19 protein-coding genes, 1 tRNA gene and 2 pseudogenes are annotated in these 22,592 nt (G+C 68.7%); 17 read left to right on the forward strand and 5 right to left on the reverse strand.

The features are described from left to right. Positions 1-99: 99 nt before the first annotated feature. From IE096_RS03475 to IE096_RS32230, 7 genes and pseudogenes are all read left to right on the forward strand, one after another. A complete protein-coding gene (locus tag IE096_RS03475; RefSeq protein WP_189448229.1) occupies positions 100-795 on the forward strand; it encodes a Crp/Fnr family transcriptional regulator in 696 nt (231 codons plus the stop codon). A 169-nt stretch (positions 796-964) separates the two neighbouring features. Then, positions 965-1,906: a hypothetical protein gene (locus IE096_RS03480; RefSeq protein ID WP_189448231.1), complete on the forward strand. Its 942-nt coding sequence runs from the start codon at positions 965-967 to the stop codon at positions 1,904-1,906. Between the two features lie 134 nt (positions 1,907-2,040). Continuing rightward, a complete protein-coding gene (locus IE096_RS03485) occupies positions 2,041-4,164 on the forward strand; it encodes an amino acid adenylation domain-containing protein (protein WP_229819886.1) in 2,124 nt (707 codons plus the stop codon). 290 nt (positions 4,165-4,454) lie between these two features. Continuing rightward, positions 4,455-5,036 (forward strand): hypothetical protein, encoded by a 582-nt coding sequence (locus IE096_RS03490; RefSeq protein ID WP_189448233.1) that lies wholly within the window; start codon positions 4,455-4,457, stop codon positions 5,034-5,036. A gap of 83 nt (positions 5,037-5,119) precedes the next feature. Beyond that, positions 5,120-5,842 carry a hypothetical protein gene (locus IE096_RS03495; RefSeq protein WP_189448234.1) on the forward strand — a complete coding sequence of 241 codons (723 nt, stop codon included), beginning with the start codon at positions 5,120-5,122 and terminating at the stop codon, positions 5,840-5,842. Further along, the gene (locus tag IE096_RS03500) at positions 5,839-6,114 is read left to right on the forward strand and encodes a DNA-binding protein (RefSeq protein WP_189448236.1); all 276 of its coding nucleotides are present in this window, start codon (positions 5,839-5,841) and stop codon (positions 6,112-6,114) included. Before IE096_RS03495 ends, IE096_RS03500 begins: the two co-directional genes overlap by 4 nt. A gap of 188 nt (positions 6,115-6,302) precedes the next feature. Further along, positions 6,303-6,685, forward strand: a pseudogene (locus tag IE096_RS32230) (transposase); the annotation flags it as partial. A 570-nt stretch (positions 6,686-7,255) separates the two neighbouring features. On the opposite strand, the gene IE096_RS03505 reads toward IE096_RS32230, so the two are convergent. After that, a tRNA-OTHER gene (locus IE096_RS03505) sits at positions 7,256-7,323 on the reverse strand. A gap of 425 nt (positions 7,324-7,748) precedes the next feature. Here IE096_RS03505 and IE096_RS03510 point away from each other — a divergent pair. The 5 genes from IE096_RS03510 (at position 7,749) to IE096_RS03530 (ending at position 13,871) form a co-directional block, all read left to right on the forward strand. Further along, a complete protein-coding gene (locus IE096_RS03510) occupies positions 7,749-8,624 on the forward strand; it encodes a hypothetical protein (RefSeq protein ID WP_189448238.1) in 876 nt (291 codons plus the stop codon). A gap of 239 nt (positions 8,625-8,863) precedes the next feature. Next, positions 8,864-11,680, forward strand: coding sequence for a cation-translocating P-type ATPase (locus IE096_RS03515; RefSeq protein ID WP_189448240.1), 2,817 nt, complete (start codon positions 8,864-8,866; stop codon positions 11,678-11,680). Beyond that, positions 11,677-12,336, forward strand: coding sequence for a potassium channel family protein (locus tag IE096_RS03520; RefSeq protein WP_189448242.1), 660 nt, complete (start codon positions 11,677-11,679; stop codon positions 12,334-12,336). Before IE096_RS03515 ends, IE096_RS03520 begins: the two co-directional genes overlap by 4 nt. Next, positions 12,333-12,989: a potassium channel family protein gene (locus tag IE096_RS03525; protein ID WP_189448245.1), complete on the forward strand. Its 657-nt coding sequence runs from the start codon at positions 12,333-12,335 to the stop codon at positions 12,987-12,989. The genes IE096_RS03520 and IE096_RS03525 overlap by 4 nt, the downstream gene beginning before the upstream one ends. Positions 12,990-13,070: 81 nt before the next feature. Further along, positions 13,071-13,871 carry a DUF5710 domain-containing protein gene (locus tag IE096_RS03530; RefSeq protein ID WP_189448247.1) on the forward strand — a complete coding sequence of 267 codons (801 nt, stop codon included), beginning with the start codon at positions 13,071-13,073 and terminating at the stop codon, positions 13,869-13,871. Between the two features lie 4 nt (positions 13,872-13,875). Here the strand turns inward: IE096_RS03530 and IE096_RS03535 are convergent, their stop codons facing one another. Together IE096_RS03535 and IE096_RS03540 are read right to left on the reverse strand one after the other, a co-directional pair. After that, positions 13,876-16,461 (reverse strand): cation-translocating P-type ATPase, encoded by a 2,586-nt coding sequence (locus IE096_RS03535; protein ID WP_229819887.1) that lies wholly within the window; start codon positions 16,459-16,461, stop codon positions 13,876-13,878. 33 nt (positions 16,462-16,494) lie between these two features. Then, on the reverse strand, positions 16,495-17,178 hold the full coding sequence (locus IE096_RS03540) for a helix-turn-helix domain-containing protein (protein WP_189448249.1): 684 nt from the start codon (positions 17,176-17,178) through the stop codon (positions 16,495-16,497). Between the two features lie 188 nt (positions 17,179-17,366). On the opposite strand from IE096_RS03540, the gene IE096_RS03545 reads away from it, so the two are divergent. The 4 genes from IE096_RS03545 (at position 17,367) to IE096_RS03560 (ending at position 20,126) form a co-directional block, all read left to right on the forward strand. Next, entirely contained in the window at positions 17,367-18,236 is an 870-nt protein-coding gene (locus IE096_RS03545) for a universal stress protein (protein ID WP_229819888.1), read from the forward strand. 264 nt (positions 18,237-18,500) lie between these two features. Then, positions 18,501-19,358: a hypothetical protein gene (locus IE096_RS03550; RefSeq protein ID WP_189448253.1), complete on the forward strand. Its 858-nt coding sequence runs from the start codon at positions 18,501-18,503 to the stop codon at positions 19,356-19,358. Positions 19,359-19,445: 87 nt separating this feature from the next. Then, entirely contained in the window at positions 19,446-19,634 is a 189-nt protein-coding gene (locus IE096_RS03555; RefSeq protein WP_189448255.1) for a hypothetical protein, read from the forward strand. A 153-nt stretch (positions 19,635-19,787) separates the two neighbouring features. Next, a complete protein-coding gene (locus tag IE096_RS03560) occupies positions 19,788-20,126 on the forward strand; it encodes a transposase (RefSeq protein WP_189448257.1) in 339 nt (112 codons plus the stop codon). A gap of 366 nt (positions 20,127-20,492) precedes the next feature. On the opposite strand, the gene IE096_RS03565 is transcribed toward IE096_RS03560, so the two are convergent. After that, entirely contained in the window at positions 20,493-20,912 is a 420-nt protein-coding gene (locus tag IE096_RS03565) for a hypothetical protein (RefSeq protein WP_189448259.1), read from the reverse strand. 291 nt (positions 20,913-21,203) lie between these two features. Here IE096_RS03565 and IE096_RS03570 point away from each other — a divergent pair, with 291 nt between their 5' ends. Then, positions 21,204-21,629 carry a hypothetical protein gene (locus tag IE096_RS03570; protein WP_189448261.1) on the forward strand — a complete coding sequence of 142 codons (426 nt, stop codon included), beginning with the start codon at positions 21,204-21,206 and terminating at the stop codon, positions 21,627-21,629. A gap of 167 nt (positions 21,630-21,796) precedes the next feature. Here the strand turns inward: IE096_RS03570 and IE096_RS03575 are convergent. Further along, a pseudogene (locus IE096_RS03575) lies at positions 21,797-22,429 on the reverse strand (IS5 family transposase); the annotation flags it as partial. Between the last annotated feature and the right edge of the window lie 163 nt (positions 22,430-22,592).

Here is a 22,592-nt window from a genome sequence, read left to right on the forward strand (position 1 = left end):
ACTGAACGTCAAATTCCTTATATACCCGCAGGGTTGTTCCAGGCCACTGGAATCGAGTAATTCCCACCGCAAGGCAAGGGCGCTCACTAGAGTCGCGCCATGACCGGTGAACCAGACCCACGCAGAGAATCGCCGAGCCCGCTGAGTCAGACCATGCGAGAACTCGTAAGCAAGGAGACCTGGGCGGACTTCCGACGGCAATCGTTCGAGCGCACGCACCGTCGCGGCGAGGTGCTGTTACAACAGGGAAGGGAAGGCACTCATGTGCTGGCCGTGCTCAGCGGCTTGACGAAAGTAGAACACACCGCGCGGAACGGCTCCGTCAACCTGCTGGCCTTCCGTGGCCCGGGTGAGCTGCTCGGCGAGCTGGCGACGATGGGCCGGTGCGGTCGGCTGGCGAGCGTCACCGCCCTTTCACCGTGCCGGGTGGCGGTCATGCACAAGGCCGCCTTCACCAAGTTCGTCTCGGACAATGATCTCTACCCCGCACTGCTGGGATTCGCCCAGGCCCGGCTACGGGAGTCGACCCCGGATGACGCTGGGCCGGGCTATCGACTGGCAGCGACTCTGGTGCGGGTGGCCGACATCCTCGTCGAATCCGGCGACGATGCCGGGCGCCCCCTTGCGCTCCCCCTAAAACGTGAAGAGTTGGCCAACTACCTCGACACCCATCGCAAGAGCGTCGGTAGTCAGCTGGAGGGCCTGCGCCGATTCGGGGTCAGAACCCGCCGGTTGTCCATCGTGATAGAGGACCTGTCGGCCTTACGCCAGGGTCTGGAGGCGCTCCGCGAGTGACTCGCCCCCGGCGTACCGACCGACGGGCATGAAAATGTGGCGCTCGTCACTGGATATCGGCGCTGGGGCGCACAACGCCCCAGCGATTCCCGCGAGCCTGGACAGGCACCGAGACGCGGTAGCCACCGCGTCAACCACTGCCCGTCCGACTCTCCGTGGAGGAATCCCGATGTCCGAGCACCACGCGCCACTGCCCGAAGCAACCGCCTTTCCCTACAGTCACAGCCGTCCTCTCCCGCCATACCGCGGCATCCTGGCCGTGGACGCCAAGGATTTCACCGGCTACCCGGCCATCGAGCACGGTATCCTCAGCCGCGCCATCCCGGAGCTCCTCCAGACCTCTTTCGCACGGGCCGGCCTCTCCGGCCTCTGGAAGGACCGGAGGTTTCCGAACTCCACCGGTGACGGCTATGTGTTCGGATTCGATCCGGCAGCCATGCCGTTCGTCATCCACCCCTGGCTGAGGACCCTTCAGGACGTGCTCACCGAGTTCAACGTACATTCCATGGGGGTGGCCCGGATCCGGCTCCGTGTCAGCCTCCACATCGGCCCGCTGCCCGACAACGGTGAAGAGTTCGACGGCAACGGCACCCCGCGCAACGACACCCACCGTCTGCTCGACTCCCGCCCGGTGAAGGCGATCCTCGCCTCCTCCAACGAGAACATCACTCAGGTCGCCGCCATCCTGTCCGACCGCTGCTACCAGGATGCTGTGGCCAGCGGATACACCGGGCGTCACCCCGACTACTTCATCGAGGTGCCAGCGACAGTGGAAGGGAAGCGATTCGATCAGCAGGCCTGGCTCCACGTGCCAGTCCCTTCGGGTTCCCTCTACGACCGTCGCGTACTCGGTGACCAGGTGATCGCGGACCAGGAGACAGGAGATGACAGCGCCCGGGTCGGCCGCGCCAAGCCACGGAAGCACAGCCCTCGGTCGGTGACGAACTACCGAGCGGACCACGGCAACCTGAACCGCGGTACCGTGCATGGCGGCCAGCAGGTCAGCAACACCACCGTCAGTGGTGACTACCTGCACGGCAGCAAGGTGGGCAAGGCCCGAGGCAACCTGGGAGACACCGTTCAGGGCGGCAAGAACACGGAGCAGCGGTGAGCCCCGGGGCGGAAGTCTCGGCCCTTCCCGGTGGCCCCTGGCTGGGACCCGCGGAATCCGGCCCCCGCGCGGAGGATACGCGGACGACTGGAGAACCATCCGAATCGATGATGGTGGGCGGCCCTGGCCGACGGATGGCCGCAGAGGACGAAGATGAAGACGACTTCGACCCTCCGTTGGGGGGCCTGGTCGACTTCACCACAGCCGACGGCCGGACCCGCTCCCTCGTCTACTACGCGCCGTACGGAAACATCAACGCCGGCTCGGTGAGCGGCGGCCAACACGTGCGCAACGGGCACCATGATGGCGACGGCTACCTCGTGGAGGTACGCGAGGGCCTTATCTCCGAACAGGAGGTCGCCGAGGCACAGTCGGGCTTCGCGGAGCCGGAATGGTTCCCCGCCGCCTCGACGGAGCTCGGCAAAGGGGTGTTCTTCCTCACCGGTCAGCCAGGGACCGGGCGACGTACTGCGGCCCTCAACCTGCTTCGCCGCCACAGCCCACCGGACAGCACGCTGTGGGCCATCGATGGCGACACAGACCTGTCCTCGTGGCGACCCGGCCGTGCCGAGGCCGGCGGCTACCTGATGGACGGCTTGCTGCCCACCCATAGGTTGAGGCCGGGCGCCCTCCGTCATCTCCGGCAACTGCTGCACGAGGCCGGGGCCTGCCTGGTGGTCGTGACCCAGGACGACCCCGAGCTCATCCGTGACCTCGAACGCCATCTCCATGTGCAGCCGTTTGCGTGTCCACCGCCTTCCCCCAGGGCGGTGTTCGACGCCCGGTTCAAGGTCGTGGTGCCGGACCCGGCCGATCGCGAACGACTGCTCGGGGCCCTGGAACCCGGTCTCCTGGACGACCTCCTCGTCCCGGAGCTGGTCCCCTCCGAAGTGGTCGAGCTGGTGACCGCCGTGGCGGCATCCACCGAAGAGCCCGTAGTCCTCTCCGGCTTGCGAGAACGGCTGAGTTTCCTGGCCGAGGGGGAGATTCCCCAGCTGATCAAGAAGCTTCACGACGATCCCGACGCCCTGGCGTTCCTGCTGGCCGCCTGTGTCTTCGAGGGGCTCGACTATCGAATCGTCCAGGAGGAGGCGGACCGGCTCCTCGCCGTCGCGGACGGGGCTCTGCACTCCCTCCTCGACCCATCCGAAGGCGGCACCGGAGAGAGCCGACAGCCACGGCCCAACCCCCGCTTCGTCTTTCGACGATCACTAGATGATCTGCTGCGCACCGTACGCGCACAGCGGGCGCCGAAGGAGATCCACGCCGGCTCGACCCATCCCTACGCAGTGGAACCGGTGAGATTCACCCGGCATCGGCAGGCAGAGACGGTCCTCAGGCACGTCTGGCGCGAATACGGCGGTCTGTCCGCAGTGCTGACCGAGTGGATGGACCAGGTCCACGGAGGAAGGGAGCTCACGGCACCGGTCGGTCGTGTCGTGGGCATGGCCGCCGGCTGGGGCGGCGGACGGCGGGCCCTGCGCCACATCGGCGTCCTCGCCAAGTCCGAACACGACAGCAGTCGGAGCATCGCAGCCTATGCCCTGGGCATCGCGTCCGAGGACCCAGTGCTGGCCGGTGAGGTGAAGTACCGGCTCACCGAGTGGAGCTGGAGCCCGAGCCCACAACTGCGCGCAACCGTCGCCCACGCCTGCGGTACCGCTTTCGGCTTCTCCCGCCCGGATTTGGCGATGAGATTGCTGCGACGGGTATCCCGAGGAGCGGACGGTGAGCAGAACCTGCAGGTGAACCGTGCAGTCCGTACCTCGTTGGCAAACCTGTTCGTCTCAGGCAGTCAATCAGTGGTTGTGCGTCACTTGGCCGAATGGGCGCGCCGGGACGAGGCCGATGCCGAGCTCGCCCTTCGCCTCTTCCCGCACCTCCTGGCGGATGCCTCCTGGTTCCAGTCACAGTTGCTCGATGGCGGCGAGTTCGCACAACCGGTCGTCGAGCTCATCCGCCGCGCACTGAACCACGACGGCATGTTCGACATGACCTGCCACCACCTGGTCCGTTGGTGCCGTCTCGCCGCTTGGGCCGAATCCCAGCGGGAGGCCATGACGATCCTGCTCAGCGAGCTGGCCCAGGACATGCAGCACGGAGTGCTGCGATTGTTCGTCGTGATCGACCGAAACGACGATCCTGACTTGGTCGGCCGCGAGACCGCCCGGACAGCCCTTGAGGCTTGGCGTGTGGGAACACCGACGGGTTCGGCGCCCGCAAACAGTGACCTGTTCACCGAGAGGGGGTCCCAATGACAACCGACACCGACCCTCCGGTCTACTCACCGGCCGCCTACGCACCCTGGCGCGAGATCCTGCGTCAGCGCTGGCCCGGCCGCCTTGACCGGGCGCTGGTACTCAGGGACCAGGCCGGCGCGCATCATCTCCTGAGGCCCCGGAGGCTTCGCGTCACCGAGGCAGGCGATGTCACGCGGCCCGTCATCCCTCGTCTGCTAGGCCGATATGAGTCCGCCTTCCATGTCTGCTTGGACGAACGGACAGCGACCAGAGGAGTCTCGCTACCCACTTCGTACGGAACCGAGTCAGTGGACATTCGTGTGCGCTGGTGGGTCCACGACCCAGTCCGGGTAGTGGTCTCCGGTGTCGCCAGCGGCTGGGACGTCGTACGCGCGGACCTGGACCATCGGCTGGGTGAGCTCGAACAGGCCTGGTCCAGCGCGGATCGTAGACTCTCCGCCGGAGACATGCTGCACCGCTTGTCCTCGTCCTACCGTCTGGACGAAACCGGCCTCGCTTATCGCCTCACCGGCGCCCACGCCCGCCGGGCTGAAGGGGATCTACAGCTCGGGCAGGACTCCGTGGCCACTCCGCCCTACTCATGGACGGCCAACCGTCGCGAGGAGTACGAATTCTGCCTCCAGGCCGTACGCAATGGCCCGGTCTCGCTCGCCACCCTATGGCTGCTCAGGCACCCGGACGAGGTCAGCCAGGTGCTGGACTGGTCGATGCGCCATCGGGACCTCTTCCAGGACGAGACGAACTGGCAGAACGAGATGGCCCGTCTGCTGGGGGCTCTGACCGCGGAGGAGCAGCAGGAACTCTCCGAGTTGGTGCGCACTCGGTTGGTCGCTTTGGGGCGGCGAGTTCCAGGACCTCGACCGAGCTGACCACAGCAATCCGGGCATACGAGATACCCGGGGCACAGCCACCGCTCATCTGACGGACATCAGCATGACGAGAGGAGACAGTAATGGCGTTACTACGATGGTCCAGCGCGTTCGACAACATCGAGGCGCACGTCCTCGAGCTTCGGACCGGACCGGACCTCGACCTCGCGGTGCCGGGCCGCGCGCAACCGATGCGGCTGAGCCCCGCCGAGGCCAGGAACGCCCTCCACGGGGTTCCCAGCGACGAGGGCTTACGGAACTCGATCTGGTCGAGCGTCATCACCCGCGCCCGGCGCGACGACACCGCCCGATCCGACTGGCAGCTCTACGCCGCCTGGCTGGCCATCCCCGCCCTGCGTCGGACGGTCCATGAGGTGTCCAGTCGGCTCGGCTCCGAACGCAGCGAAGTTGAGGCGGAGATGCTGGTGGCTCTGCTGGAGGAGTTGGAGACGGCCGAGCCGGAGCAGCCGGATCCCGGCCTGATGCTGCTGAAGGCCGTCCGGACCCGCGCCTGGCGCGCCGCCCGCCGCCTTCCCGAGGTCGCTGTGGCGGACACAACAGTCACGGAGGCCTTTCGGCGGGGCCCCGGCCACGGAGTGGAGCTGTACGTTCCAGCTCCGGTCCGCAGGGGGAAATCGCTCGCTCCACTGCGGATCACGATGTCGCGTAGTCAGCGAGAGGGCGAACTCCTCGGGGCCGTGGCACACCGGCTCGGCCTGCGCGACCTGGTTTCTGCAGCGGCCGGTACACGACGAGGGCACCGAATCGGGACGCTCCCGCTGCGTCAGAAGGGCGGTCCCCGATGACTGGGCGAGAAGCCATCCAGCTGACCTTCCCCGAGATCTTTGCGCTTCCGGTCACCACCAACCTGCGCACAGCCGCGGCGGCGTTCGGGATAAGCATGAGCACGGCCTACCGGCTTGCTGGTCGCGGGTCCTTCCCTTGCGAGCTGCTACGCCCCGGGCACCGCTACCTGGTGCCGACCGCGCCTCTGATGCGCGCCCTCGGCATCGAAGAGCGGCCGGTCTATGCGGACGACTTGGCGGCAGGCGCCAAAAGCGAAGCTGAACTCGACTGAACCGAACCGGTCTGGTGTGTCGTGCGGCTGCACGCCACACCAGACCCGGGAGCCATGCAGCAACACACCTCGGGCAAAGCCCTGATCAGTGCTCCGCTGCTGGCCTCAGCGTGGGGACAGTCGGCATCTGGTGCCGGACAGGTTGTGGGAGCAACTCCCACTGTTTCGACCCCAAGTGGCGGGTTCCCGCATTGTGCGGCGCCAAGTACGGCCAGGTCACCGAGGAACGCGTCAATCCGCGCAACGTCTACCGCTCAAGCTAGTGGGATGCCAGAGGCGATACTGCGGAAGTGGCCGTCCCCAAGCTGCGGCAGGACAGTTACTTCCCTTCCTGGCTGCTTGAGCGCCGCTGGGCGAAGCAGGCTCTGATCCCGGTCGGCGCCATCGCGTACTGGCTGGAGGGTGAACACCCACCGGGTGGAGAGGCTCGCCGAGCCCCTCGGGGCGGACCAGTTGTCGAAGTCCCAGGTCATCGCGATTACCGAGTAACCCCTACACGTTCGTGTGGCTGGACTCACTGATCCAGAAGCTCCGCGAAGGGGACCGGATTGCCAACGTCCACGCACCCGTCCCGGCGCCTCGTGACAGCGATGCCGGATCCAGCGGTTGCTGGTGACCAGGTCGGGGGGAAGGACGCCGTTCGGTACAAGCCACCCGCACTCGCCGTCGGATCCGCCGCCAACCCATCGAGGCCCCGACTCGCCCCGACCGGGCCAAGGCGGCAACGGCGCGTCGTGCAACTTCCGGATCCGGATGGCGGCACCCGCCATGGCCCACACCACCGGCGACGCGGCAGACAGCTCGCCGAGGCGGCCGAGCGCCGCCCCCGGGACTGTGACGATCGCGAGCACGGGCGCCTCGCGCCACAGGGCCGCCGGGTTGATGCGCGCCTGATCGACATCCGCCTTCAGGAACACACCGCCGAAGCGAAGCGGAACCTGAGATGCGCCGGCACCCGGATCACAGCAGTCGATTCACTTAGCAACTGACGCAATGCGACCCGAGCCAAGGTGCGCTAGCCGCTCTCACCTGCGAAAACATGGCGACGAGCGGCCGCCGGGAACCACATAGGGACCACTCCCCCAATGGAAAAGGCCGCTCCCGATCAACGGAAACGGCCTTTGACCTGCGACTACGCAAGTCGGGACGGCGGGATTTGAACCCACGACCCCTTGACCCCCAGTCAAGGCGCCGTTCGTCACATCACCAACATGTGGGGCAAATCGCCGTGACGCTTCGTGCAGGACCGCGACGGTTGTCCGTTTACGTGCACGACGCGTGGTCCCCAAGTGGTCCCCGAGTTCCTGTCCTCACGACTGACCCTGCTCCGTTCAGGCACTGTCAGCTTGCCACAATGCAACACCGCCGCGCCCTGCACGGCGAGTATGGGTTGACCCTGGCCGTCTGACGTCGCCGACCCCTCCCCTACTGCTGGCCTTTTGCAGGGGTGGAACGCGCTCAGGAGCGCGATGGGGCCTGTTATTAGACAGGGGTCCTCAGCCCTGACCATCGCCGGGGCACGTCGTCCGTTGCGGGCGGGGCACGGCAGCACGGAGGCAGTGCAGAGGGCCTGTTATTAGCGGGACTCCCGTTGCCCATTGCAGCACAATGCCTCTGTGTCATACCCGTCCATCATGGTCCTCGACGAGCTCATCCTCGGTCTGACAGTGGGAACGTCACGTCGACGTCAGCTCGGCATGGTGCGTCAGGAGCTGACGGCCGCGCTCGAGCGGGACCTGCTCCCCCGCCAAGCTCGGAAAGAGCTGCCGCAGCTGCTCGACGAGGCGGTCCTTCGGCCCTACATCCAGGTAGCGCAGACCGGCGCACTGCGGAGCCGCCTGGTGAATGGTGAGAGGCCGCCGACATCGGAGCCGACGAACGCGGCCCGGCTGGCCTGCCTGGAGATCCTCCGCCGCGAGGCAGGGCTTCCGGACTCGGCCATAGAGGTGCCGGGTGCTGTTATGTTGAGGCCCGTTCCTCAGGACGAGCAGCTCCGAGCTCTTCGACGCCGACTGCACCGTGACGTGTCCACGGCTCGGTCTCCCGGTCAGGCAAGGTTCATCGCCGTACTGGCGGTGATGCTCGACACCCGGGCGCGGGCCGGCGAGCTGGTGGTCCAGCGCATCAGTGATCTGTCAGAGGACGGTCGCAGCATTGGCGTCCTCCGCCGTCCACAGCACGGCACGGACGCGCCATCGCGCCCTGAAACCATCCCCTTGTCCACCTTGAGTCGGGCCGCCCTCGACCGCTGGCTGCCCGTCCGCGTGGAGCTGACCGAGACCCTCGAGGGCAGCGCCAACGCGCTCTGGGTCTCACTCGCTCACAACCACGCCGGAACACTGCACGACGACGGTTCGTACACCCGGCGGCGTCACGGCATGCCCCTGCAACAGCGCGGGCTGATCCGCAGCTACAACAGCGGACGCCACCGCTATGGGCTCGCGGATCTCCTGCCCCTGAAACTCGAACAGCTGCGCCGTGCCCTCGAACGGGAGACCGCCGCCGACTGACCCGACAACCGGTACCTCTCCCTTACACCCGCAAAGGCACGTGGCCCTTCGACGGCTCACGCGCCGATGATGCTCGACAAGGCCGCGTGGTGCCCGTCCGGCGAACGGGTGCTCGTCCGCTGTTTCCCCTCGTCCTTCGGAGTGCTGCGAGTCCTCGGCTGCGAAGGTGTGGCCGAAGGAGGTGTCGACGTGGCCCGTACCGCGCACCGAGTCCCCCTCTGTCGGCGGAGCGGACCCTGATGCCGGCCACCACAAACCTGCGGCGGCCCGGCGATGCCCCCGGTCCCGGAATCCGTTCACCGGAGGCCGGGCCCCTCGCGCAGACCCTGCCGCCCGCGGACGTCTTCGCCGCTCTGGGCAGCGATCCCGGTGGTTTGCCGGTCGCGGAGGTCGTGGCGCGTGCCGTGCGCTACGGCGCGAACGAGCTGCCTCGCGCCGCTCGGAGGGCACCCTGGCGGCAGCTGGCTGCCCAGTTCACCGACCTGTTCGCCGTGGTCCTGATCGTCGCTTCCGCGATCACCTTCCTGGCCTGGGGGCTCGAGCGTCCGCGTGACAGCGGCACGCTGCAGCTGGCTGTCGCGATCCTCGGTGTCGTGCTGCTGAACGCCGCCATCGGCTTCGTGCAGGAGTACTCGGCCGAGCGGACCGCGGAGTCGTTGCAGGCGATGGTTCCGCACGCCTGCCGGGTCCTGCGCGGTGGGGAGCGGCGGGAGGTGCCGGTGCGGGAGCTGGTTCCCGGGGATGTGGTGCTGCTGGAGGCGGGGGACGCGGTGCCAGCGGACTGCCGACTGGTGGAGGCGTACGACCTGTCGGTGAACAACGCGGCGCTGACGGGCGAGAGCGACGCGGTGACGCGCACGGCCGAGGCAGTGGCCGCCGGGCCGGTGCTCCAAGCCCGCAACGCCGTCTTCATGGGGACGGACGTGGTGGTCGGCTCGGCCAAGGCCGTGGTCTGCGCCACGGGTGCCGCGACGGAGTTCGGGCGGATCTTCCGTCTGGCTGCCGCGGCGCCGCGGCAGCGCACGCCGTTGCAGCAACAGGTGGCCGTCATGGCGCGCCGGGTGGCGGTGGCAGCTCTGGCCACCGGGGCCGTGCTGTTCGCCGTGCGCCTGCCGACGGGGCAGTCGCTGGTGCCGTCGTTCGTGTTCGCGCTCGGGGTGATGGTGGCGCTGGTGCCCGAGGGGCTGCCGGCGACGCTGTCGGTGTCGCTGGCCGTCGGGGTGCGGCGCATGGCCCGTCGGCACGCGCTGGTGAAGAAGCTGCTGGCAGTGGAGGCACTGGGCTCCACCACGGTGGTGTGCACGGACAAGACGGGGACGCTCACCGAGGCCGAGATGACCGTCGTGGCGGTTTGGGCGGGCGGCGTGACGCACCCCGTGACCGGGGTCGGTTACGCGCCCGAGGGCGAGGTCTCCGGTGACGGCCAGGTGCACGAGCTGCTCCGGACAGCGGCGCTCTGCTCCGACGCCCGGCTGATGCCGCCCTCCGACCGCCGGGGATGGCGGGTGCTGGGCGACACCACCGAGGGCGCCCTGCTGGTGGCGGCGGCGAAAGCCGGCCTCGACCCGGTGTCCGACGAGGCTGCCGCGCCTCGAACAGCCGACTATCCGTTCGACCCGATGCGCAAGATGATGAGCGTGGTGTGCGCCGAGCCCGGCGACGGCCACCGCGCCTACGTGAAGGGGGCGCCGCACGAGCTGCTGGCACGGTGCTCCGACATCGACTGGCAGGGGGCGTCCCGACCCCTGACGGCCGACACGCGCGCCGCCGTCGCCTCGGCCGCCGACGAGCTCGCCGGGCGGGGGCTGCGGGTGCTCGGCGTGGCGGCCCGTACGGTGTCCGGTCCCCGGCCAACCCAGGAGGAGGCCGAGAACGGGCTGACGTTGCTGGGGTTGGTCGGCATGCTGGACCCGCCCCGTCCCGAGGTGAGCGCGGCGGTGGCCGCCTGCCGCTCCGCCGGCATCCGCATCGTCATGGTGACCGGCGACCACCCGCTGACCGCCGAAGCCGTGGCCCGGCGCGTGGGCATCGTCCGCGAAGCACGCCCCACCGTGGTGACCGGCGACCGTCTGGACGCCATGGACGACGAAGACCTGGACCGGCTGCTTGCGCAGTCCGGGGAGCTGCTGCTGTGCCGGGTGAGCCCCGAGCACAAGATGCGGGTGGTCACCGCCTTCCAGCGGCGCGGCGAGGTCGTCGCCGTCACCGGCGACGGCGCCAACGACGCACCCGCCCTCAAGCATGCCGACATCGGCGTCGCCATGGGCGCCTCGGGAACGGACGTGGCGCGCGAGGCGGCGGTCATGGTGCTGCTGGACGACTCGTTCGCCTCCATCGCCGTCGCCGTACGGCTGGGCCGCTCGGTCTACCAGAACATCCGCAAGTTCCTCGTCTACCTCTTCAGCCACAACATCGCCGAGCTCGTGCCCATCCTCGCCGCCACCTTCACCGGCTTCCCGCTTGTCCCCATCAGCGCCGTGCAGATCCTCGCCATCGACCTCGGCTCCGACGTCCTGCCCGCCCTCGCCCTGGGCACCGAACCGCCCGAGCCGGACGTCATACAGCGCCCACCCCGCTCGCGCGACGAACGGCTCTTCTCCGCCGACGTCGTCCGGCGCTTCCTCTTCCTCGGCACCATCCAGGCGATCGGCGTGTGTGCCATGTTCTTCTGGCGGGTGAACTCCGCCGGGATCCCCTATTCCGCCTTCACGGCGGACAACCCCGTCTACCGGGAGGCGATCACCATGACCCAGGCGGGCATCGTCGTCAGCCAGTTCTTCAACGCCCTGGCCGTGCGGACGGAACGGCAGAGCGTCCTGCGCGCCGGCCTGTTCTCCAACCCTCTGCTACTGGCCGCTGGCGCACTGGGCATCGCCCTGATGGCCGCCATCAGCTATGCGCCACCTCTGCAGGCCGTCTTCCACACCGCCCCGCTGAGCCCGGCCGACTGGGCAGTGCTCGCCTGCCTGGGCCTGCTCCTCCTGGTCGCCGAAGAGACCAGGAAATGGTGGCTGCGGCGCCGGGAAGCCCCTGCCGACGAGGGAGCACACCGATGAAGCTGATCATCGTCGGCTGCGGCAGAGTCGGTTCCACCCTTGCCATCCGGCTCGTCGCCGAAGGACACGACGTTCACGTCATCGACCAGGTCGCCCGCACCCGCCGCCTGCTCCCCGAGAACTTCGCCGGCCGCTTCCACCTCGGCAATGGCTACAGCCGTACGGCCCTGGAGGCCGCCGGCATCGAACACGCCGACGCCTTCGTCGCCGTCACCTCCCGTGACGACAGCAACATCGTCTGCGCCCGGACGGCGAAGGAGACCTACCGGGTGCCGATGGTCTTCGCGCGCGTCTACGACCCCCGGCGCGCCGGCCTCTACCGCGAGCTGGGCATCCCGACCATCGCCAGTGTCAGCTGGACGGTCGACCGCATCCACCGGATGCTGCTGCACCGCCACCTCGAACCGGAGCTCACCTTCGGCAACGGCGAGACGGTCCTGGTGCGTTCCGCCCTCCCCCACTACCTGACGGGCCGACCGATCGCCGACTTCGACGTGGAGGGCGAAATCCGCGTCGTGGAGGTCACCCGCGCCGGTCACTCCCTCCTCCCCGCCCACGGCACCCTCACCGAGCCGCACGACGTCGTGACCTTCGCCGTCGCCGCCAAGTCCCTCGGCCGGCTTCGCACCTTCCTCGACAAGGAGCTGGGGACATGAAGGTCGTGATCGCAGGAGCCGGCCGGCTCGGCACGAGAATCGCCCAGGTCCTGCTCGCCACCGGCCACCAGGTGACGCTCGTCGACACCGACGATGACCGCGTCGCCGAGCTACGAGGTCAGGTGGCTGCTGACCTGATGAGCGGGGATGCCTGCGAGCCGGCGGTCCTGGAACACGTCGGCGCTCGGACGGCCGACCTGGTCGTCGCCGCGACGGGGAAGGACGACACCAACCTCGTCATCGCCCTGCTGGCCAAGCGGCACTTCTCGGTCCCTCGCGTGGCCGCACGCGTCAACGACGACGACAACGCCTGGTTGTTCGACCGGAACTGGGGCGTCGACATCGCCCTCCCGGCCGCCGCACCCCTGGTATCGCTGATCGAGGAGGCCACGGCGGCCACCGACACCGTGGCCCTGCTGCGGCTGAGCAAAGCCGGGGTCGACGTGATCGAGACGGCCATCACCGAGCGGTCCCGGGCGGCCGGCCGGGCACTGGGCGACCTCCCGCTCCCCGCCGGTACGGTCGTCGCGACCGTCATCCGCGACGGCCAACCAACCGCTCCCGCTTCCGGGTTGGTGCTCCAGCCCGGTGACGAGGTCCTGCTCGTCTCGCACGAGGCGTCGGAACGGGAGATTCACGCCGCCTTCCAGTAAGGAAAGGTCTCGTGAACGACGACGCGGACCACAGCCGTGCCGATAGCGTGGCCGCATCGCCGACAGGAAAGGGCCACCAGGGTGGTTGAGCGGATATGGCTGGACGTTCCGTACGCGCAGAAGGACGAGGCGAAGGCGGCCGGAGCCCGCTGGGATCCGGCCGCCAAGCGCTGGTACGCGCCCCGCGAGGGGATGACCACCCTCGCCCCCTGGGCCGCCGCCCCGGACATCCCGGACCTGCTGCCGGGTGAGGACCGTACGCTCGGCAGCGGGCTGTTCGTCGACCTGGTGCCCAGCAGCTGCTGGTTCACCAACGTCCGCTCCTGCGTCGCCCAACGCGACTGGGAACGCCTGCGCCGCATGATCACCCGCCGCGCCGGCCTGCGCTGCGAAGCCTGCGGAGCGGAAGAGGACCGCCAGGCCAAGCGGTGGCTCGAAGCGCACGAACGGTGGGTCTACGACGAGGCGCGCCGCGTGCAGACGCTCAAGCGCCTGATCTGCCTGTGCACCCACTGCCACACCGTCACCCACTTCGGCTATGCCCAGGTCCGCGGTCTGGAGACGCAAGCCTTCGCCCACCTGGTGCACGTCACCGGGATGAGCCCGGGACAGGCCCGGCAGCACGTCGACGCGGCCTTCGCCCTGTGGGAGCAACGCTCGGCCCTGACCTGGAGCCTGGACCTGCGCATCCTCACCGGAGCCGGTATCACCGTCACTCCCCCGCCGGACGCACGGCACCGCCGCGGCATCGCAGCAGCGACGCTGGCGGCCGAGGAGACCGCCAGGTCGTCCCCGGCCTCGCGGGACATGCCGTCGGTACCTCGGCAGGACGCCCCCTCGGCCTTCGTCCGGAGCCTGTTCCGCGGTGCACGTCGGGGCTGAGGTGTCACCGGGGCCGGGCCCACCGGGCTCCGCCGCCTTCCGGCACGAGCCACGCCTGCAGGCGCATCGCCGCGAACCCGAGCAGGAACGCGGCGCCCGCCAGCCCCACGTCGGACAGGGCAGGAGGCTGGGTGCCCAGGAGTTCGCGCAGGAGGGGTACGTACGCCCCTGCGATCTGCAGGGCGAGCGCCGCCGCCAGGGCCAGGAGGAGAAAGGGGTTGGCCAGGCTTCCGGGCCGGGCCCGGGAGCCCAGACCAACGCCGAGCTGGGTGGCGCCGAGGACCAGGAAGACCAGTGTCTGCCAAGGTCGGCCCGTGCCGTGGGCCCAGTACCCGACGGCCAGGGTGACCACCGCGATGAGGGCGCCCAGCGCGAGGATGCGGGCCCACAGCCCCTCCCCCAGCACGCTCTCCTCCGGCGGCCGGGGCGGCCGGTGCATGGAGTCGCCAGCCGTGGGTTCTGCGCCGAGGGCCACGCCGGGCAGGCCGTGGGTGAGGAGGTTGATCCACAGGATCTGTGCCGGCAGCAGCGGCAGGGGCATGCCCAGGGCAGGGCCGGCGAGCATGACCAGGATCTCCGCGCTGCCGCCCGCGAGGGCGTAGAGGAGGAAGCGCCGGACGTTGGCGTAGACCCGGCGTCCCTCTTCGACGGCCGCGACGACGGTGCCGATGTCGTCGTCGGCCAGGACCAGGTCGGCGGCCTGCCGGGCCACTTCCGTGCCGCGCCGCCCCATGGCCACGCCGATGTCGGCCCGGCGCAGGGCGGGCCCGTCGTTGACGCCGTCGCCCGTCATGGCCACGACGTGCCCGGCGGTCCGCCAGGATTCGACGATGCCGAGCTTCTGCTCCGGTGTCGTACGGGCGAACACGCGCACTGCAGTGGGGTCTCCGGCCGTCCCGCCCCGGATCTCCTGGCCGGTGACGGCTTCCTCGTGAGCGGAGGCGATGCCCAGTCTCCGGGCGACGGCTTCGGCGGTCAGCGGGTGGTCCCCGGTAACAAGCACGGGGGTGATGCCCGCCGCCCGGCATGCCGCGACCGTATCGGCGGCGGCCTCCCGGGGCGGGTCGAGGATCGCGACGAGCCCGAGCAGGCGAAGGCCGTTCTCCAAGTCGTCCGGCGCGGAGTCCGCCCTGTCGGCCGTGGCCACCGCCAGTACCCGGTACCCGTCGCGCGCCCACTCCCCGGCTCGTGCCAGCGCTCGGCGGCACGACTGCGCATCGTCTTCGGCGATATGGTCCCCGCACAGGACCGTTTCGGGCGCACCCTTGCACACGACACGCAGCTGCCCGCCGGGGTGGCGGTGCACCGTGGTCATGCGCTTGCGTTCGCTGCTGAACGGGATCTCATCCACGCGCGGCATGCTCTCGCGCAACACCGCCGCGTCCAGGTCGAATCGGGCGGCAGCAGTCAGCAGGGCGGCTTCCGTCGGATCGCCCAGCGCCGTCCAGGCACCGTCGCCCGAACCGGGCGGACGAAGTGCGGCGTCGTTGCACAGCACCGCGGCGGTCAGCAGCTCGGCCAGGTCCGGCGCCTGGTCGCCCCATAGGAGGTGCCCGTCCCGTTCCACACGCCCTTCCGGCGCGTAGCCGGTGCCGGAGACGGTGGCCTCGCCGCCCGCCGGAGTCCACAGCCGCTGGGCGGCCATGCGGCCCTCGGTGAGGGTTCCGGTCTTGTCCGTGGCCAGCACAGTGATCGAGCCCAGGGTCTCCACGGCAGGCAACCGGCGGACGATAGCGTGCCGCGCGGCCATCCGGTGGGCGCCGAGGGCCAGGGCGAGGGTCACGACGGCCGGCAGGGACTCGGGAACCGCGGCGACGACCAGGCTGATCGCCGCCACCACCATCAGCTCCACCGGTTGCCCACGTACGATCCCGACGAGCAGCACCACAGCGGACAGCACGACGGCGACCAGGGCCAAGGCGCGGCCGAAGCGCGCCAACCGGTGCTGGAGCGGAGTGAGTCCGGGCGGCGGCGCCATCAGGGCAGCGATCCGGCCGGTGGCACTGGCTGCGCCGGTCGCCGTCACCTCGACGCGGCCACGGCCACGCAGCACCACCGTCCCCGCCGACACCGCAGCGGCCGACGAGTCGTGCGACGACGTCTCCTTGGCCACCGGCACGGACTCACCGGTCAGTGAGGACTCGTCCACCAGCAGTCGCGCCGCCTCGAGGACACGGCCATCGGCGGGGACGACGTCGCCCTCACCCAGCAGGACCACGTCGCCGGGCACGATGTCCGCAGAGTTCACCTCCCGCTCGGCGCCGTCGCGCACCACGCGGACCACCGGAGCGCTGAGCACGCGAAGCGCCGCCACAGCCTTCTCCGCACGGACTTCCTGGGCCACACCGACCGCGCTGTTGACCACGACGACGATCCCGATGATCGATGCATCGACGAGGTCGCCGGTGGCCACGGTGAGCACCATGGCGGCCAGCAGCACCAGGATCAGCGGGTCACGCAGCTGGGCGAGCACCCGCCGCCACACCGGCGTCCGGCGGACGGAACCGATGACATTGGGGCCGTGGCGCGCCAGGCGGCACACGGCCTCGGCCTCGGTCAGCCCCTGGAGTTCCTGCCGTGGCATTGTCATCGACGGGCCGTCTCCGTCTGCCCCGCCGAGGGCCTAGAGGCCGCTGCGGATGCGGCGGCCGCTGATCGTGCCGAGCGGGATGCGCACCCAGACGTCCCGTTCGCCGCCCGCCCAAGTCTGCGGGTCAGCGATGTCCCGCAGGCGCTGCTGCTCCTGTGGGTCGGTGACCGGTTCGGCCACCCCCCGAACGAGAATGCTCCACCCTTCACTGCGCGCCTCGTCGATCCTGTCGACCTCGAAGGCCACTTCACCGCCGACCACGCTCGCGAGCGCGCCTCCGGCGGCCGTGCGGAAGACGATGGAGTCACCGACGAACCGGTAGTTGACGGGTGCGGCCTCGGGCCCCTCCGACCTGGAGAAGACCACCCGGCCGACGCCCCCCGCCGCGAGCTTCTCCCAGCACTCTTCGAGTGGCAGCTCCTCCAGCACCGGACTGCGGGCCAGAGAGCTCCGGCCGGGTGGCTGCTCGGTGCCCCCACCCAGCAGGGCGGAGACCGAGATCCCCAGCGCGTCCGCCAGCCCGGACAGGGCCTCCAGCGATAGGACACCGGCCTGGGTCTCCACGTATGCAAGGTAACCGGGGTCCATCCCGGCCCGAGCAGCAGTCTCCTCGCGGGTCAGCCCCAGTTCTTCCCGTCGCTGCGCCACACGCCGGCCGAGATCGCTGCCAGGACGTACCCGAGGAGAGCCGGCTCCCTCTCCTGGTTCCGTGGCCATGGCCGTCTCCCGCTTCCTGATCGCAACGGCAGCTTCCGCCCCATCTTCCACAGCCCGGCCGCCGTCCGCACTCCGGAGACCCGGTGCGCCCCGGCATGCCGTGACGACGACGGCGAGGGATGGTGGAGACGGGGGCAACAACATCGGCCAGCGTCCCGGTCCGATGCACTGGCAAGGCGGTGAGCACAGTGGAGCACCCAGTGGTCGTGGGCGTCGACGGGTCGGACGGCAGCCTCGCCGCCCTGGACTGGGCCACGGAGGAAGCCACCCGCTTCGGCCTCCCCCTGCGCGTGGTGTACGCGTCCCTGTGGGAGCGCTACGAAGGCGCGGTGCCATCCTTCACGGGTGAACGACCCGCGGAGGAGGTGGCGGCCCAGCACATCGTCGCCTCGTCGGAGCAGCGCGCCCGGCAGCTCTCCCCCGGCCTGGCGGTACACGCCGTGACCGCTCCGGACGACGCTGTGGAGGCGCTCGTGGAGGAGTCCGACAGCGCGTCCGTCGTGGTGACCGGCAGCTCGGGACGCGGAGCCGTCAAGGAACTCCTGCTGGGCTCGGTCAGCCTCGCCGTCGCGGGCCGCGCCAACTGCCCGGTCGTCGTCGTACGTGGCGAGGAACGCAACGTCAAAGGCATGAGCCACCGGGTCGTCGTCGGCGTGGGCGAGGCCGACGAGGCCGCCACCGCCGTTCGCTTCGCGTTCCGCGAAGCCGAGGCCCGCGGGTGCGAGCTGCAGGCTGTACGGGCCTGGCGCACTCCTCAGCAGCCCACGGACCCCACGACCGGGCTCGAGTCCGCCGCCCGGTCCCATGAGCAATGGGCCGGGGCAGTCCTGGACGAAGTGCTGGAGGAAGCCGTGGCTGCGCACCCGGACGTCCCCGTCACCCGGACGGTGGTGGAGGGACCGGCGCACCGCGCCCTGCTCGGGCCGGCCGCGGACGCCGACCTGCTCGTCCTCGGGGCCACCCGGCGACAGGACGGCTTTGGGCTGCACCTCGGCCGGGTCACCCACACGGCCCTGCACCGCGCGGGCTGTCCGGTGGCGGTGGTGCCCCACCGGTAGGGCTCGCAACGCTCGCTCACCGTGCGCCGGCCAGGATCTCCCTCTCGATCCGGTGACGCACGTGCGTCGCGAGTTCCCGTGGCGTGCTCGAGACAGCCGCCAGAGGGACGGAGCCCAAGAGCGGCCTTCTCTCGCTTCACCCCGTTGCACGCCCAGCCAGCCTCAGTCGGCGACGACGAAACCCAATACGTAAGTGATGGGTCAGCTTGACAACTTGTCTCGGCTGGCTTGACATGACGGAGTCTCACGTCTGAGCATTGACACATGACTTCGCAGGACGTCACCACCGAAGCGTCCGGCGCCTCAACCTCTGAGGCCGGCCTGCAGCCTCGACTCGGCCAGTTCGTTCACCAAGCCATCGCCCTGCGCGACCAGGCCGACGAATTGCTCAAGAGAGCAGTGGAGCACGAGCGTGCCCGCGGTACCTCCTGGGAACAGATCGGCCAGGAGCTCGGCGTGTCGAGGTCGGCAGCGCAGCAGCGATTCGGGCGGGGCACCAAGGACTACGGGCGGGCCGCGTCCCGTGCCCGTCTCGAAACGGCATGGCTGAAAGCGAAACGCCTCGTGCAGGACTACGAGGCGCTCGAAGGCTTGCAGAACCTGAGCAGCTCTGTCAGCACGGCCACGGCCAACGACGGGGAGATCCAACTGCCACCGCACACGAGAATTCACGAGACGTTCTCCGGCTCCTCAGAACCCTCGCTTGTGTGGTGGCTAAAGCGCCAAACTGCGCCGGAAGAGCCCAGGAGTATCCCCTCAGTCCTTACCGAGGCAATGGCAGTCGAGCTCTACCGCGACCTTAAACGAGCGGCAGATCGCGTCCTGTCTGATCCCGCTCCCGATACCGCAGGATCCCTGCAAGGGACGGACGCCGAGGTTGCCCGCGGAGCCTCCGAGCGCGCGTTGCTCGTCTCCTTGGCCGCACTCCGTGGCACCTGCCCGAAGGCTGTGGAGCAGGCGGCGGCACGCCTTCTCGGCCAGACGGAGCCGGCCGCGGCCATCAGGGACTCTGAATCAGGCACCTCAACCGCCGAGGGCACAATCGAGGAACGCCTCGCCCGCCTCGAGAATTTGGTGGACGAGCTCCTCAAGAAGGGCCGCACCACAGCGAAGGCCGACTAGCGAAGATTTCTGCCGCCCCCGCCACGCCTGGACAGCTTCTGCGGGGGCGGCAGACGGTCACACACCCGAACCCAACAGGAGGCAACCATGACCAGTATGCCGTCCGTCGCCCACGCGGGCGACGGTCCGCGCCTACCAAACGTCCTCATCGTGGCCATGGCCACTGGCTACGTCGCGGGCTACACGGCGGCTTTCAACGGCAACGACACCAAGAGCCTGATTGTCCAGCTCGCCGTACCGACCGTCGCCTGGCTGCTCAAGGCCCGCCGCCGGTGATCTGAAGTGCCCCCGCCATACCCGGCGGGGGCACGCCGGCGCGAGTGGCACCTCGGCTGGACGGGGCGCACGCAGGGTTGGCCACCCGTCCGCCCGGCGGGCCTGCTGGACGTCGCCAGCCCAGTCGGCCCCTCGCGCAGGTACGACAGGGCCATGGTGAGCTCGTACAGGTCCGCCAATCCGTGCGAAAAAGGGGGCAAGGCCACCGGCCCGTCGCCGGTCGACCGCGGGAAGGCGGGCAGTAAGCACCATCTGATCTGCGGCGGCAAAGGCACCCCGTTCAAGGTCATCACCACCGCCACCAACGTCAACGACGTCACGCAGACCCGCGCCCTGGTCGACGGCATCCCGCCCGTGGCCGGCAAACCCGGCCGCCCCCGCAGGCGGCCCGCCACCGTACTCGGTGACAAGGGCTACGACAGCAATCCCATATCGCCGGGAACTACGCAAGCGCCGTATCCTGCCCGTCATCTCCCGCAAGGGAGCCCCTAACATCGAGGAGCTGGGCAAGCTCCGCTACGTCGTCGAGCAGGCATTCTCGCTCCTGCACCCGTTCAAGCGCCTGGCAACCCGCGGGAAAAGACGCCTCGACATGCACGACGCCCTCGCCTTCCCTGGCCTGCGGCCTCATCTGCTGGAGACTACTCAAGAAGGCCCGTGCGTGATCGCATTACGAGCTCTGATGGTTAGATGATTCTGGCACCTGCTCTTCTCGCGGGCAGTGTCCAATTTTCGATGCTTGCTTCATGGTTTTGTCTTTGAGTGGGCACTCGTTTTCTGGAGGTGAATAGTGGCGCTTCACCATGTGACAACACGGGCATTGACTGTAGCCACCCATCGCGACTCCTCTTCGGACACTCATTTTGACCCTTCTTTGCGAGCGACTCCTGATTCAGATTCGGGGCTCGTCTGTGTCATCCCTCGGAGCTGGAAAGACGAGATCAGGCCGTGCACAAGCGTAATTAGTGCGGCGACTGACATGAGTACGGCACTTGCGAACTTTGTTGGGCCGATCAAGCAGCCGTCCTTCGACAATGGTGCGAGCAGTGTGGCCAAGGCTGCACCCAGCACCGCAATTCCTACGTTGTAACAAGCCAGGGCTCGCCAGGCTTGCTTACGCCACCGGTCGAAGTCGCTCCGCTGCTCATCGGACAAATATTCGAGATGTGTTTTGTACTCGTCATCTGTCCACCAGTTATTCAGTTCGTCCTTGGAGTAGAAATGCTTCTGGCAAGCGATTCCGAACTGGAGGCTGGCCACCAACAGGATGGCGGCCATGGTTAGGAGTAGCAGCGTCACACCTGGCCATCGGACAGTGTCTTGGGATGCGCTGACACGTCCGATGGCTGCGACGCTAAAGCCGGCGAGAAGCGGCGCTGCCACATATGTGGCAGAGGTCAACGCGGCGCCGAATCCCAACGGTGCTGGCTTGCGGAACTTCGGTGGGGTGAATGTCATCGAGGGCCTGTCTTCTGCTGCTGATTCCCCGATTCGACGGGCTGTGCCAGCCCTGCTGTGCTCACGTTAGGAGCAAGACCGGTTCGGCGCATGTGGGGGCAGGCCAGGCGGATGACGCGGCACATCACTACGGTCGGCGCGAAGGTGGCCCGCGCCCTGGGCTGGGACGAGATCGCGGTGACGTGGCTGGACGTGGACGAGGACACGGCCGCGAAGATCGTCATTGTCGGCAACCGCACCAGCGACCTGGCCAACTACGACACCGCAATCCTGGCGGACATCCTCAGCGACCTTGCCCGACCTGCAGGGCACGGGCTACGACCAGGAGCAATTGGACGAGCTGCTGGACGACACATCACTGCCCGCGCCGTATTGAACGACGGCCACTTTGGCAACCCGGTCCTCCAACGCGGACACCTACTTCTGCGGCTCAATGATCACTTTGATCGCAGATACGTCGACGCCCATGCCCTGCCACAGCCGCCTAGAGCTCGTAATGCGATCACGCACGGGCCAAGGCAGGCCCGAAAGCCATAGGGGACTTCCCTGAGGCTTGCTGTGCAGTCAGCGGTACTGCGACTGCCTTGGCATGTCAGGAGATATCCGGATCGCCCGTGATCGCGGGCCATGCATCGCCCAGTTGCCGATCGTCAGACCAATTCCCTGACTGGTTTCTTGAGGAAGATGAAGGCGGGATACAACGCCTAACACAATGAGTTGATTTGCTTGTGGGTGATGAGGCGGCAGCAGGCGAGGTGGAGGAAAGCTTCGTGGATGTCGGCGCGTCGTTCCCAGCGGATGCGGAGTCGGCGGAAGCCGTGGAGCCAGGCGAAGGTCCGTTCCACCACCCACCGGTAGGTGCCCAGTCCGGTGCAGCGGCGGGTGCCTCGGCGGGCGATGGCCGGCACGATGCCTCGAGCGCGGACCTGGTCGCGGTAGATGTCGTGGTCGTAGCCGCGGTCGGCGAAGAGTGAGTCGGGTTTGCGGCGGGGACGGCCGACACGTCCGCGGACCGGTGGGATCGCGTCCAGCAGGGGCAGAAGCTGGGTGACGTCGTTGCGGTTGCCGCCGGTCAGCAGGACGGCGAGCGGGGTGCCGTGACCGTCCGTGATGAGGTGATGCTTCGAGCCGGCCCGGGCCCGGTCGACCGGCGACGGACCCGTGTGCTGCCCCCTTTTTAGGGCCCTTACGTGGGAAGAGTCGACCACGCAACGCGACCAGTCCAGCCGTGATGCGGCATTGAGCTCAGCGAGCAGGACCTCGTGCAGCCGCTGCCAGACGCCAGCCTCGTTCCAGTCCCGCAGTCGGCGCCGGCACGTCATGCCCGAGCCGAAGCCAAACCCCTCCCGGTCGCTCGTGCTGCGGCAGCAGCGGCTCCAGGTGATCCCACAGCTCATCCGACACGATCCACGGCGACGCCCCCATGCAAATGAGCAACGCTCAACTGACCATCCAGGCACGGCCACCAGGCCCGATCCACCTGATTGTGTTAGGCGTTGT

This window comes from Streptomyces abikoensis, from assembly GCF_014648775.1.
Classification (GTDB): Bacteria; Actinomycetota; Actinomycetes; order Streptomycetales; family Streptomycetaceae; genus Streptomyces; species Streptomyces abikoensis.